The sequence below is a fragment of the Proteiniphilum saccharofermentans genome, from assembly GCF_900095135.1.
Taxonomy (GTDB): Bacteria; Bacteroidota; Bacteroidia; order Bacteroidales; family Dysgonomonadaceae; genus Proteiniphilum; species Proteiniphilum saccharofermentans.
The window spans coordinates 1,279,551-1,293,225 of record NZ_LT605205.1 but is presented as its reverse complement, the minus strand read 5'-3'; the positions used below and the strand labels follow the sequence as shown (position 1 = coordinate 1,293,225).

Sequence of the window (13,675 nt, the reverse complement as noted above, 5' to 3'; positions counted from 1 at the left end):
ATTATATTTTTTCCTCTTTGGCTACTATTTCGGCTATCTTCACAATCACTTCCGATGCTTTTTTCATGGAAGGAATAGGTAAAAACTCATATTTGCCGTGGAAATTCATCCCTCCGGCAAAGATATTGGGACAAGGAAGCCCCATAAATGATAAACGAGCACCGTCGGTCCCTCCACGAATAGGTTTCACATTAGGTTTCACACCCACTTCTTCCATGGCCTGGTAGGCATAATCCACTATGTATTTCACCGGTTCCACTTTCTCTCGCATATTATAATACTGGTCTTTCATCTGCAGTGTAAGCCGGTCGCCATATTTTTTGTTCAACGTTTCCACAGCGCTCTCCATTAACCGCTTACGCTCTTCAAATTTCTCCCGGTCATGATCGCGGATAATAAACGACAGACTGGTCTCCTCTACTGTGCCTCCCAGAGAAATCAGATGGAAAAATCCTTCATAATCCACTGTATGTTCGGGGCGCTCGCTCTCCGGAAGAAGCGCTATCAATTCGTTGGCCAGATGTAATGCATTGACCATCTTCCCTTTTGCATAGCCGGGATGTACATTTCTTCCTTGTATATCAATCTTGGCCGAAGCGGCATTAAAGTTCTCATACTCCAACTCTCCCACTTCACTTCCATCTATAGTATATGCCCAATCGGCACCGAATTTGGCGACATCGAATTTATCAGCCCCCCGGCCAATCTCCTCATCCGGTGTAAAACCGATGCGGATCTTACCATGTTCAATTTCAGGATGATCAATCAGATACTGCATGGCATTCATAATTGCCGCGATACCCGCTTTATCATCCGCTCCCAACAGTGTCGTCCCATCGGTCACGATAATATCTTCACCCACATGATCGAGCAGTTCAGGAAAATCGGCAGGCGACAACACTACCTCCTTCGGCTCATTCAATATGATTTCCTTTCCGTCATAATTCTTTATAATTCTCGGATTCACATTCTTGCCGCTCATGTCGGGACTGGTATCGAAATGGGCGATAAAACCGATCACCGGCAGTTTCTTCTGTGTATTGGCCGGCAGAGTGGCCATAAGATAGCAATTATTATCGAGACTCACGTCTGTCAATCCCATCTCAAGCGCTTCCTGCTCCACCTCTTTGGCAAGATTGAATTGTTTTTGTGTACTCGGAGTTTGTGTATTATTCTCATCCGATTGTGTATCGATGCGAGCATACTTTATAAACCTATCTACAATATCCATGATTATTTATGTTTGGTAATATTCTTGCATAGTTAAATCCACACTCACCCTACAAAGATAGTGAAAATCGAGAGCAATCGTGAGAGTTTACTCTCTAAAGATTGCCGAGATGCATCTTATCTTCTTCAAAGATAATGAAAGCCGAAAGAAAAGCCAAGTTTGCTTAGGCTTTTCCGAGGCGCATCTTATATTATACAAATATAAAAAAAGGGACTGAATAGTAAAAATCAATTTCACCATTTTGTAACTCAAAAAAAAGCTTTATCTTTGCAGTCGGGTAAGTCCTATACGGCCAGCTCCCATTGAATCCCCCAGGTCTTGATCGAAGCAAGGGTATTTGGTTGTAGCGGCGCGATATAGTAAGCTTACCCTTTTTTTATGGTCTATCGCGATCAGACACCAGATAAGGTGACAAACTTTAACAGAGTTTGATCGATATAGAACAAAACAGTATAATCCCTAAAGACCGTATCTATTAGCGGTTTTTCCTATCATCCCCATCTTGATAAAAAGTTAAACTAGAATAAATAAGTTTAATTCAAGAACAACTTTCCAATGGAAAACATACCTTTGCAGCCAATTAGTTGTTTATGCAACTAAAAAACAGGAATCCTATGATAAAAGTAACAGAACGTGAAATATTTGAAATTTTATCCGGAAAGATTTCCGGAGCCATCAATCGTACCGTACTGAAGGCTTTTGCACAGGAGGGGCTTGATATCACCACTGAGCAATGGACGGTACTATCCTGCTTATGGGATAAAGACAAGATCATCCAACAGGATATCTGTGATCTCACCCAGAAAGACAAACCGAGCGTAACACGGTTGATAGACAATCTGGAAAAAAAGAAACTGGTCAGACGGGAATCGGATCCAGCTGACCGACGCAACAATCTCATCCACCTCACCCCCCGTGGGACTGCTCTAAAGCAAAAGACAACCGATGTGGTGCACAGCATTGTCAATCATGTATTGGAAGGCATATCGGATAAAGAATTAATTGGAGCTAAAAATGTTTTGCTTCAAATTATGCATAATTTAAGGGAATACTAAACTGGTTTTAGGTTATTGATGAAATAAATAAGTTCACATTCACACAAATAGTTGTTTAACTAACCATTTAAATATGAAGAAAATATTATTGATTACTTTTTGTATCTGCACCGCTTCTTACATGCAAGCGCAAAAACAGCTTGATTTGGAGGAATGCAGGCAACTGGCGCTGGAAAACAATAAGAGTCTAAAAATAGCTGAGGAGAATGTCCGTGCGGCCCAATCCTTATCAAAAGCAGCCTTTGCGCAGTTCCTACCGGACATTTCGGCCTATGGGTCATACCGGTATAACCAAAAGAACATATCTCTTTTAGGTGAAGATATTCATTTACCTATCGGCGTGCTTGATCCAAGTGGGAATTTCGGACCGGGTATCGGACCAAGCTCCCGCCCTACCCCTAATGCTGACGGAACATTTACCTTTGATGACTCGGCTATCAACAATAAATTCATCATAGTCGACGGAAAGCCTGTCCCACTGGATGCACAGGGTAATCCGTTCGATCCGGGAAAAAATCCGGAAAACTTACAATGGAAAAACCATGCCCTATTGCCAAAGGATGCGATGGAGTTCGATATGCACAACATCTTCGTAGGAGGGATCAGTTTCGCACAACCGATTTTCATGGGAGGAAAGATTGTCCAACTCAATAAGATTGCAAAATCGAACCAGGCAATTGCTGAAGTACGCGTTCAGGAGAAAGCGGAAGAACTTTTAGTCAATGTCGATGAAGCCTATTGGCGCGTGGTATCACTGGAAAGTAAAGTGCAGTTGGCTAAAGAATACCGCAACCTTGTTTCAGAACTTGATAAAAATATGCAGGCATTGCAGGAAGAGGGATTGGCAACCAAAGCGGATGCACTGAAGATAAAGGTCAAGTTGAACGAAGCAGATGTTTCGCTGACGAAAGCAGAGAACGGATTGAATCTGTCTCGGATGGCATTAAATCAATTATGCGGCTTACCGTTGGAAGAACAGATTGAATTGAAAGATGCCAATTTGAAGGAATCCCTCGATCTGCAGCCAGCCATTTCCATTGAACAGGCATGGGCTAATCGCCCTGAAATCAAAATGCTAACACAGGCGGGCAATATAGCTGAAGCCAACAGCAAGGTCATGGCTTCACGCTTCATGCCTACTGTCGCACTCACCGGAGGTTATATCACTACCAACCCTAGCGCATTCAATGGGGTTGAGAAAAAATTTAACGGCATGTTTACCGTCGGGGTGACCGCAGTTGTACCGCTGTTCCATTTTGGAGAAAAGGCTCACACACTCAATGCAGCACGGACTCAGGCCGTGATAGCCAAACTCGAACTGGAAGAAGCAAAAGAGAAGATCGAATTGCAAATACATCAAAACAGTTATCGGATTACAGAGAGTCTAAAAAAACAGGAAATGACCCGGAAGAATGTGGAGAATGCCAAAGAGAACCTCTCTTATGCACAGGAAGGTTTTGATGCAGGGGTGATTACCTCTACCGATCTGTTGATGGCGCAGACAGCCTGGTTATCGGCTGAATCGGAATACCTCGATGCTACTGTCGATGTAAAATTAAATAACCTGTACTTGAGGAAATCGACAGGCAATCTCCACTAAGAAGTGGAAAAGTGGGAAGGCAAGAAAGTGGGTAAGTTGATGTTTTGCCGATTCAACAATTCAACGATTTAACGATTAATATATTAACTAAAATGGAAAAAGAAAAAACAGAAAACATACGCAATCTGAGAATTGCACTGGTAGGACTCGTCGCCGTAGTAATCATTCTTTTTATTATCGGATGGATCATTTATAAACCGGAGCCGGTCGTTATCCAGGGATCTGCCGAGGCAACCGAGGTACGTGTCTCGGGAAAAGTAGCCGGACGTATTCAACAGTTCCTCATAGAAGAAGGACAACGGGTTGAACGTGGAGACACACTGGTATTCATCGATAGTCCCGAAATCTATGCGAAGCTGGTACAAGCTACAGCTGCACAAAACGCTGCAAAGGCACAAGACCGTAAAGCGCAAAAAGGTGCCCGAAGCGAAGTGATCCAGGGCACGTATGAGATGTGGCAAAAGGCAGAGGTAGGCGTAGATATCTCCAAGAAGTCGTACGATCGTGTACAACGTCTTTTTGAAAAAGGAGTCGTCACGGCGCAAAAACGGGATGAAGCCGAAGCCCAATATCAGGCAGCAGTTGCACAAGCCGCGGCAGCCAAATCCCAATACGAGATGGCTAAAAACGGTGCCGAAGCGGAAGATAAGGCCGCTGCACTGGCAATGGTGGACCGTGCACAAGGAGCGGTACAAGAAGTAGAAGCCTACATGAAAGAGATCACCCTTGTCGCTCCTATTTCGGGAGAAGTGACAGAAATATTTCCTAAACAAGGAGAATTGGTCGGTACGGGCGCGCCAATTATGAGTATAGTAGACCTGAATGACATCTGGTTCAGTTTCAATGTACGTGAAGATTTATTGAACGACATGAAGAAAAGTACAGTAATCACCGTAAAGATCCCGGCATTGAATAACCAGGAAACCAAACTGGAAATTACCTATATAAAAGCGATGGCGTCGTTTGCCACCTGGAAGGCTACAAAAACAACAGGTGATTTCGATCTGAAAACATTTGAAGTCCGTGCCAAACCGGTAGAGCCTATCAAAGACCTTCGCCCGGGAATGACAGCGTTGGTGGTAAGAAATTAATTACCAATGACCAATGACTAATTATCAATTAGAAGTTGAGAAGTTGAGATTTCACTTTTAATTTTTCACTTTTAATTCTTAATTCTTAATTCTTAACTATTATATATGATATATGTCCAACTCAATAATACAACAGACAAGGAATGTGGCTCGTAGGGAATGGAAACGGATGCTGTCGCAACCCGTTTATCTTCTCTCTTCGATATTCGCGATGCTTTTCTGTTACCTCTTCTTCCTGACATTGATGTCGGAAGGGTTACCCCAACAGCTTCCCATAGGGATTGTCGACGGCGACAATTCATCGATGTCACGCACTTTGGAACGGAATATAAATGCATCTCCACAAGTGGAAATCGTGGGTAAATATACCTCATTTACCGAAGCCCGCAAAGATATGCAAGAAGGACGTATTTATGCCATCATCGACATTGCCCCGGGGTTTCAGTCCGACCTGCTTGCCAACCGGCAACCGGCTATCTCCTATTATGTAAATGATGTCTATCTGGTAGCCGGATCACTTGCCTATAAAGATCTGACCTACATCAGCGAACTTATGTCGGGCTTCATCCTGCAGCAATCATTACAGGCAAGGGGAATCACAGGCGAAGAGAATCTGATGCCTATCTTACAACCTATCGCTATCGATACGCATCAGATAGGTAATCCCTACACCAACTACAGTGTCTATCTGTCGAATGTATTACTGCCCGGCGTATTACAGTTGCTGATCATCATGTTTACCATTTATGCCATAGGTATAGAGATGAAACAAAACAGCACACGCGAATGGCTCTCCAAGGGTAATGGATCGATATTGGCAGCGCTTGCCGGAAAGATACTCCCCCATACCGTTCTCTTCACCTTATTGGGATTGACAGGATTATTCCTGCTCTATGGAGTGATGGGATTTCCCATGAACGGCAGCATTGTATGGATGTCACTCTCCATGTTCCTGTTCATCATGGCACATCAGGCCATTGGCATATTCATTATCGGCCTGTTCCAGCGATTGCGTGATTCCATCAGTGTAGGGGTATTTTACGGGCTATTGAGCTTCTCATTTGCCGGCTTCACATTCCCGATAGAGGCAATGCCCCGTGGCGCACAAATTTTCTCATGGTTTTTTCCCATCCGTTACTATTTCAAGATATATGTAAATGAAGCGCTGAATGGTGCAGATATACGTTATTCACTGATATATTTTGCAGGATTGCTTGCATTTCTGTTATTACCCTTTCTGGTATATACCCGGTTAAGAAGCACTATCGTACAACATGACAGAGAAGAAATAAAAAACAGCAGATTCAATGAACAACTCCAATAAATCCAATTTCTTTTTCCGGCTTTTACATGAATTAAGACGGGTTATCTATATAATGCTGGATGAATACCGGATAATCCTGAAAGATTCGGGACTGGCTGTCGTTTTTCTTGGAGCGACACTTATCTATCCAATCCTTTATTCATCTATATATCATAACGAAACAATCCACGATATGCCTATTGCCGTGATTGATGAATCACAAAGCACCAGGTCACGTGAGTTGATAAGACGGCTCGATGCTACTCCGGACCTAAGCGTGGCATATCAGCTAAATAATATCGAAGAGGCAAGAGAATCGTTCTATAAGCAAAAAACACATGGGGTAGTATATATCCCGAAAGATTACAGTCAAAAGATCAATCGCAATGAACAAGCTACCGTATCGATCTATTGCGACATGAGCAGTTTTATGTACTACCGCACCATGATGCTGGGAGCAAACCTGGGCATACTCGAAGTAGGAAAGGATATCAAAATAGAGCGGATGAATGCAGACGGCATCACCGGCAGGTCAGCAGAAATCTCGGCTGCTCCTTTTCGTTATGAAAAGAACATCCTGTTCAACGAGCCTATGGGATTTGCCAGTTTCCTTCTGCCGGTGGTACTTGTCGTAATTATTCATCAAACACTCTTTTTCGGGATCACCATGCTGACCGGATCATTGCGTGAAGAGAAACTGGTAACGATAGATCCCCAATTACGTCAAAAGGGCAAGCTCTTCCCCACCATCTTTGGTAAAACATTGTGTTATTTCAGTATGTATATAGTGATCTGTTCCTATATATTACTGGCTGTACCCCGAATTTTCCAATTGCCCCATATAGGCAACCCGTTGGATATTATCCGGTTTTTCACACCATTCCTTTTGGCTGTCATCTTCTTCTCGATGTTGATTTCAGTATTTATCCGCAACAGGGAAACAACCATGATTATTTTCCCCTTCTTCTCGGTTATACTATTATTCCTAAGCGGATTTTCATGGCCACAATCCAATATGCCATGGCTTTGGAAAACATTTGGGATGATCTTCCCCAGCACATTCGGTATCCAGGGATACTTAAAGATCAATTCAATGGGAGCCGGACTACAACAGGTGCAATTCGAGTATGTTGCTTTGTGGATCCAGACTGCAGTATACTTACTGGCAACAGTCTTTGCTTATCGTATACAAATGCGAACAACCGGTTCCAGTTCTTATCTAAGCAATTTTGGGCAAAAATTTCGCATCAAAGGAGTATTTACCGGCACCGATCAGAATTGACGCAGCAAACACAATCAGCAGATCAAGGGCATGTCCGAATCGCATAAAATCATCACCCGCAGCCAGATGAGTGGCCAAAGCAACTATCATCGTCCCGGTAAGCATAATAGCAGCCGGACGGAAGAATAGTCCAAGGGCAAAAAGAAGTCCACCGACCGATTCAGCCACGGCTGCTAAAAATCCCCAAAAAGTCGGGGCAAAATTAATGCCGAATATTCCCATACTACTACCTATAGCTGTCCACATCTCCGTTCCACCGGTAATTTTCGGAAAACCATGCAGAAAAATCGATATACCTATACCGACCCTTAATATTAACCATCCAAACTGTAATAAATTTTCTTTCTTCATATTTTTTAAATTAAAACCAAGACATAAGGATTTGGGATAGGCACCTACTCTCCTACTCTCCCACTTCCCCTCATTTTCTAGCCTTCTAAACCATATAGTGATATAAATTGTTTATCTTTGCTTTATAAATAATATCAATATGTCTACTTTTGCCCCCTTTGCCAAACCAATGTACGTAATGCTTAAACCAGTAGGTTCTAAGTGTAATCTCGACTGTGATTACTGTTACTATTTGGAAAAGGCAGTCCTCTACGGCAGGAAGAACCAGGTAATGAGCGAAGAACTTCTCGAACGGTTTATTCAACAATATATCGAGTCTCAGACCATGCCCCAGGTAATGTTCACATGGCATGGTGGTGAAACTCTGATGCGCCCCATCTCATTTTATAAAAAAGCAGTAGAATTACAAAAAAGATATGCGGCCGGACGGCAGATTGACAATTCCATTCAAACCAACGGTACATTACTTAACGACGAATGGTGCACCTTCTTTAAAGAGAATAATTTTCTGGTGGGAATATCTATTGACGGACCACAGGATTTCCATGATGAATACCGCCGTGATAAAATGGGGAGGCCTTCATTCCACCGCGTCATGAAGGGGATACAACTCCTTCAGAAACATGGCGTGGAGTTTAACTGCATGGCAGTAGTCAATGATTATAATGTAGATTATCCTTTGGAGTTTTACCGATTTTTCAAAGAAATAGGATGTCAATTTGTACAGTTTACACCTATCGTAGAGCGTTTACGGAAGAATAATCGTGAAATGAAACTGGCCACAGCACAAGAAAAAGAGGAAGAGGTAGAACTGGCTCCTTTCACTGTGGATGCAGGGAAGTGGGGTGATTTCCTGTGTACCATTTTCGATGAATGGGTAAAACAGGATGTTGGAAAAATTTTTATCCAGATATTTGACTCTACACTGGCCAATTGGGTAGGCGAACAACCGGGAGTATGTACTATGGCCAAGACCTGTGGACATGCAGGCGTAATGGAGTTCAACGGAGATGTCTATTCATGTGACCACTTCGTCTTTCCCCAATACAAGTTAGGCAATATTTACAGCAGGACACTCACATCAATGATGTATTCCGATGAACAAATGAAATTCGGCAATGATAAATTTGACACACTCCCCCGCCAGTGCAGGGAATGTGATATGCTTTTTGCCTGCTATGGCGAATGTCCCAAGAACAGGTTTATAAAGGACAAGTATGGTAACGAAGGATTAAACTATCTATGTAAAGGATACTACAAATTTTTCTCACATGTGGCTCCTTATATGGATTTTATGAAACGTGAACTTCTGGCAAAACGTCCGCCCGCCAATGTAATGGAATGGGCACGTAATAAAGGTGGAAAAATGGGTAAGTGAAAAGGTGGAATGTAAAAAACCGGATTATTTAAAATAATCCGGTTTTTTAAGATGTCATTTTCAGTCATCAATTCTCTCCCTTGCGGGCCGAGTAACTGATTTTTAATGCATAAGCCTGTCTTAACGCCTGCTTTACATCTGTAATATACTGCATCCGCGTATCTTCGTCTGCTTTGATGGAAACGGTCATCAACGGTTGATCCGCTTCATTCATACTGGCCTTTTCCTGTGCGATATAATCCTGGATTTCCGATACTTGAGCGAACCGGTCGTTCAACTGCATCTGTGTACCGGTACCCAGTCTTGTATCCATAGGGGGACCAATATTGATATAAGTCACCAATGATTTTTTCTCCAGTTTCTGAACTTCCGAAGCTGTAGGTATTTTCACCCTTACCATCAATGTTTCCGAACGCATAGTGGTAGTAACCATAAAGAAAAACAAGATGGCGAAAACAATGTCAGGCATGGATGCCGTATTCATTTCAGGCATCTCTCTTTTACCGCTTTTATTAAATTTCCCCATTTTTATTGCCCTCCTCCATAATTTTTAGGTTCTGCCTCAGAAATACGTTGAGGATAAAGATCTTGAATCTGTTTCTGCTGCTCTTCCGTCAACTCTCCATAAGAGGTATTGAAATACTTCCTTGCTCCTTCTTCCCTCAATTCATTATACGCCCTCACCACTTCATTCTGTACAGCAATATATGCTTTATAACTAGTGGTGGCATCATTCTGGATAGAAACCACGTGGGCTGCAGTAACAGGGACAACACCTATCGGTGCCCCGAAATCCTGCTCTTCCAGTTCGGGTAAATCAGGACTGTTAGACGTGTTCAACACGAACTCTTTCACCCTATCTTTCAGCGCTACCTTTCCTCCTACTTCACCCCGCAGTTCAGCTTCATTGGCATACCACTCGGTACCGTGCTGGTTTGCCGCCATGGTTTCGTTCTGGGCATTCACCAGAACAACAAACAAATTCCTGCGTTGCACATCCACCGAGGATTGATCCTCAGACTGTGGCGGCGGTGGCAGTCGGCGTGCCAAACCCGAATCGACATCCATGTTCGAAACAAGCAAGAAAAAGGTCAGCAAAAGGAATGAAACGTCAGCCATTGAACTTGCATTAAGTCCCGGAACTTTTCTACTTGACTTTGCCATATAAAAACCTTTCTTTAAATTGACCTTTGATGGGGTCGATTATTTTTTTCTTCCTCCAACCAACGGTAAGATAATCATTGTCACTAGCGTAATAGCGAACATGACATATGCACTGTATAGCCACATATCGGTCATCTTCAAAGTTGGGGGGACATTATCTTTCCCTTCGTATCCTGGAATATTCAAAATTGTTCCATCACCTATCACATAGGTAATCACCAGCAATGCTGCCAATGCTACAAGGACTAATAATCCGCCTAACGCTTTTTTAGGTCTCTCTTTGAGCCCTTTTGCAAAACCGGCAATGGCAAATCCAATCAACACCACTACGGTAATAGCCAAAAGAATATAAGCCCAGTACAATACAAGATCTGTAAACTTAGGCTGGCTCATATCGGCAACAAGCTGCTCATGCGCCGGTACCTGACCTCCCAGATAGTACAACCCCATCACTACAAGAGTAATCAAAACTCCTATATAGAGGGTAAATCTGGAAGTCCTGTGTATTTTAGTTACAGCCATAATTATTACAAGTTTTTGTATTTAACGTTATATTTGATCACCTGATCCAGGAAAGAGATAGAAGCATCTTCCATTTTGTTGAGGATACCTTCCATTTTGGAAAGGATGTAGTTATAAATGATCTGGAGAATAATAGCCACGATCAAACCACCCACGGTTGTGATCAAAGCCACCTTCATACCACCGGCCACAATCGTCGGGCTCATGTCCCCTGCTCTCTGGATATCATCGAATGCCATAACCATACCTACTACCGTTCCCAAGAATCCAAGTGACGGGGCAATAGCGATAAAGAGAGTGATCCATGAAAGGTTTCTTTCGAGAAGACCGGATTGTACACCTCCATAAGAAACAATGGAACGTTCCACTGCATCAGGCCCCTGGTCAAGACGAAGCAACCCCTGATATACGATAGAAGCAACAGGACCTCTGGTATTGCGTGCAATGTCTTTTGCAGCTTCCACGTCACCCCTGTCGAGCGCATCGCCTACTTTATCCAGGAAAGGATCAGGATTTACATCTGCGAGACTCAGGTAGATAATTCTTTCGAGACAGAAAGCCAATCCCAGAATCAAACAGATAGCAATCAAACTCATAAATTCAGCTCCACCCTCAATAAATTTCACTTTCAGCGCCTGGTGAAAACCACCTCCTGATTCCTGAACGGCAGCCTGTGTTGTTTCCACAGAGGTAGTGGCAACTTGTTCTGCATCTTGCGCCAAAAGAACCGACGACAATCCTACGGACATCATTCCGAAGATCGCTAAAATTGCAAATAACTTTTTCATTGTGTGTTCAATTTTTTGATTAATGATCTTTACTTGTTTGTTTTTAATATTTAAATTTCAGTTTTTCAGTCTATATCTTGATATTTATAGTGACTTTTTTCTTTTATTTGGGAGCGGAGAGAGCGGGATTCGAACCCGCGATACACTTTTGGCGTATACACGCTTTCCAGGCGTGCCTCTTCAACCACTCGAGCATCTCTCCCTAAAGAGAATGGAGATCTCTTTTGAAAGAGATTTTTCTGAAAACGGGTGCAAATTACAAAAAATATTTCATTCCCGCTCCATTCAGGAAACAAAATTACAGAATTTATCAAATATATACTACTTCTATCACAATAATTTTAATAAAAACCCTTTTTCACGCCTCGGGTTCACAAATGAGAAGCCGTTTAATCACCCAATTTAAACAAATCATTCGCATTCCGGCCGGTAATCCGTGCGATTGATTCCCGACTCTCATTCCATATCGCGGCCAACTGTGTTATAACATATAACAGATAAGCTGATTCATTCCTTTTACCCCTGTAAGGAACCGGTGCCAGATAAGGGGAATCGGTTTCAAGTACTACACGGTCAGCAGGGCAATGCTTCAGCGTCTCAGACAAACCGGAGTTCTTGAAAGTCACCACTCCGTTAATTCCAATCAGAAAATTGTCCAATTCCAATATTGCTTCCAATTCTGCTTTTGTACCTCCAAAACTATGAAATACACCTCTTAATGATGATGCACCTACCCTTCGAATACTTTCTATCACTTCCCCGGTAGCATTCCTGAAATGGATCGACACAGGTAAATCTCTCTCAATACTCCACTTCAACTGTTCTTCAAAAGCATTTATCTGGGCTTCCTTCAATGAAGTATCCCAATAGAGATCGATTCCTATCTCCCCCACAGCTATATAACCACCGGAATTCAATTCCCCATAAATAATATCTAACTGCTTTCCCCAATCTCCGGTTACACTGGTGGGATGAAGTCCCATCATAGGATAAAAAAAACCGGGGTAATCCAATACACTCTGCTTCAAACGAGACACGGAGGTTTCATCAATATTGGGAAGCAGGACTTTCTTTACTCCCACTTCTTTTGCACGAATTACTACTTCATGAAGATCATCCTTAAACTCCTCTACAAACAGGTGAGCGTGTGTATCAATGAAATTCATTCCACAATTTCCCCTTTTCGATAATAATAAACGATACCATATTCACGATTACGCGCAAGCCGCTTTTCGGGGGACAACCCGCTATTGTGCTTCTCCACCTCTTCCCATATCTCCAAAATGATCTTATCCACTTTTTCCCGGTAAGCTGCAACTTCCTCCAGAACACGGGATGTAGCTTTCTGATGTAATTTCTGGGTCTGATATCCCTCTTTAAAGAGAGTGAACATCACCTTCACTTTGGCAATAGAGGGATTATAAACAGGAACTCCGCCTTGTGAAATACGTTGACTCTCACCATCTATTATTTTCTGCCCCCACTCCAGTAGTTGCTCGTTAGAAGTCAGTTCGGGAACAACCATATTGGATTTTCCCAACCCATAAAGGGCCAGGTGCTCTTGTTTAATCTCGGAGCGCATCGCACACATATATAACACTTGTATAAAATGGGAAATATACATGCGTGCATTCTTCGTTTTCCCGGTAAAGGATCTCCCGGCTTTGACCTGTGTATCGTACAATTGTTGATAACGGGCGGACAAATGTTCGAAATGGGCCAATACACTTTTCGCCTCATCAAGAGTTCCCGTGGAGAACGAGAGTTCCTGAAAATCGGTATCGGCTGCTTTTTCAACTGCCGATCTCAAGGCCCGAATACGGGCGCTGTCTGTATTTGGTAATCTTCGATAGGGCATATAATTTACGGCTATCCTTATATAAGCTAGCCTCTTCTTTTTCCTTTTTTAT

The 13,675-nt window shown here is 42.7% G+C and carries 14 protein-coding genes and 1 tRNA gene; 6 read left to right on the top strand and 9 right to left on the bottom strand.

Going from position 1 to position 13,675, the window contains the following annotated elements; all coding sequences use genetic code 11:
* Nucleotide 1 precedes the first annotated feature (1 nt).
* Nucleotides 2–1,231, bottom strand: a complete 1,230-nt coding sequence (gene pepT, locus PSM36_RS05015) for a peptidase T (RefSeq protein WP_076929378.1) — start codon at nt 1,229–1,231, stop codon at nt 2–4.
* Between the two features lie 614 nt (nt 1,232–1,845).
* Here pepT and PSM36_RS05010 point away from each other — a divergent pair.
* The 5 genes from PSM36_RS05010 (at nt 1,846) to PSM36_RS04990 (ending at nt 7,562) form a co-directional block, all read left to right on the top strand.
* Nucleotides 1,846–2,286: a MarR family winged helix-turn-helix transcriptional regulator gene (locus PSM36_RS05010; RefSeq protein WP_076929376.1), complete on the top strand. Its 441-nt coding sequence runs from the start codon at nt 1,846–1,848 to the stop codon at nt 2,284–2,286.
* Between the two features lie 73 nt (nt 2,287–2,359).
* On the top strand, nt 2,360–3,886 hold the full coding sequence (locus PSM36_RS05005) for a TolC family protein (protein ID WP_076929374.1): 1,527 nt from the start codon (nt 2,360–2,362) through the stop codon (nt 3,884–3,886).
* Nucleotides 3,887–3,978: 92 nt separating this feature from the next.
* Entirely contained in the window at nt 3,979–4,977 is a 999-nt protein-coding gene (locus PSM36_RS05000) for an HlyD family secretion protein (RefSeq protein WP_076929372.1), read from the top strand.
* Between the two features lie 112 nt (nt 4,978–5,089).
* Entirely contained in the window at nt 5,090–6,301 is a 1,212-nt protein-coding gene (locus PSM36_RS04995) for an ABC transporter permease (protein ID WP_076929370.1), read from the top strand.
* Nucleotides 6,285–7,562 (top strand): ABC transporter permease, encoded by a 1,278-nt coding sequence (locus tag PSM36_RS04990; protein WP_076929368.1) that lies wholly within the window; start codon nt 6,285–6,287, stop codon nt 7,560–7,562. The genes PSM36_RS04995 and PSM36_RS04990 overlap by 17 nt, the downstream gene beginning before the upstream one ends.
* Here the strand turns inward: PSM36_RS04990 and PSM36_RS04985 are convergent.
* Nucleotides 7,500–7,913 (bottom strand): DoxX family protein, encoded by a 414-nt coding sequence (locus PSM36_RS04985; RefSeq protein WP_076929366.1) that lies wholly within the window; start codon nt 7,911–7,913, stop codon nt 7,500–7,502. The two genes, PSM36_RS04990 and PSM36_RS04985, sit on opposite strands and share 63 nt — an antisense overlap.
* Before the next feature lie 139 nt (nt 7,914–8,052).
* On the opposite strand from PSM36_RS04985, the gene PSM36_RS04980 reads away from it, so the two are divergent.
* Nucleotides 8,053–9,291, top strand: a complete 1,239-nt coding sequence (locus PSM36_RS04980) for an anaerobic sulfatase-maturation protein (RefSeq protein WP_173823122.1) — start codon at nt 8,053–8,055, stop codon at nt 9,289–9,291.
* 67 nt (nt 9,292–9,358) lie between these two features.
* Here PSM36_RS04980 and PSM36_RS04975 read toward each other — a convergent pair whose 3' ends face one another.
* From PSM36_RS04975 to PSM36_RS04945, 7 genes are all read right to left on the bottom strand, one after another.
* Complete coding sequence (locus tag PSM36_RS04975) at nt 9,359–9,817, bottom strand: ExbD/TolR family protein (protein ID WP_076929363.1); 459 nt, start codon at nt 9,815–9,817, stop codon at nt 9,359–9,361.
* A 2-nt stretch (nt 9,818–9,819) separates the two neighbouring features.
* A complete protein-coding gene (locus PSM36_RS04970; protein ID WP_076929361.1) occupies nt 9,820–10,455 on the bottom strand; it encodes a biopolymer transporter ExbD in 636 nt (211 codons plus the stop codon).
* Nucleotides 10,456–10,494: 39 nt separating this feature from the next.
* The gene (locus tag PSM36_RS04965) at nt 10,495–10,977 is read right to left on the bottom strand and encodes a hypothetical protein (RefSeq protein ID WP_076929359.1); all 483 of its coding nucleotides are present in this window, start codon (nt 10,975–10,977) and stop codon (nt 10,495–10,497) included.
* 5 nt (nt 10,978–10,982) lie between these two features.
* Complete coding sequence (locus PSM36_RS04960; protein ID WP_076929357.1) at nt 10,983–11,765, bottom strand: MotA/TolQ/ExbB proton channel family protein; 783 nt, start codon at nt 11,763–11,765, stop codon at nt 10,983–10,985.
* Between the two features lie 114 nt (nt 11,766–11,879).
* Nucleotides 11,880–11,967, bottom strand: a tRNA-Ser gene (locus PSM36_RS04955).
* A gap of 187 nt (nt 11,968–12,154) precedes the next feature.
* Nucleotides 12,155–12,931 (bottom strand): TatD family hydrolase, encoded by a 777-nt coding sequence (locus PSM36_RS04950; RefSeq protein WP_076929355.1) that lies wholly within the window; start codon nt 12,929–12,931, stop codon nt 12,155–12,157.
* The gene (locus PSM36_RS04945; protein WP_076929353.1) at nt 12,928–13,623 is read right to left on the bottom strand and encodes a hypothetical protein; all 696 of its coding nucleotides are present in this window, start codon (nt 13,621–13,623) and stop codon (nt 12,928–12,930) included. The genes PSM36_RS04950 and PSM36_RS04945 overlap by 4 nt, the downstream gene beginning before the upstream one ends.
* Between the last annotated feature and the right edge of the window lie 52 nt (nt 13,624–13,675).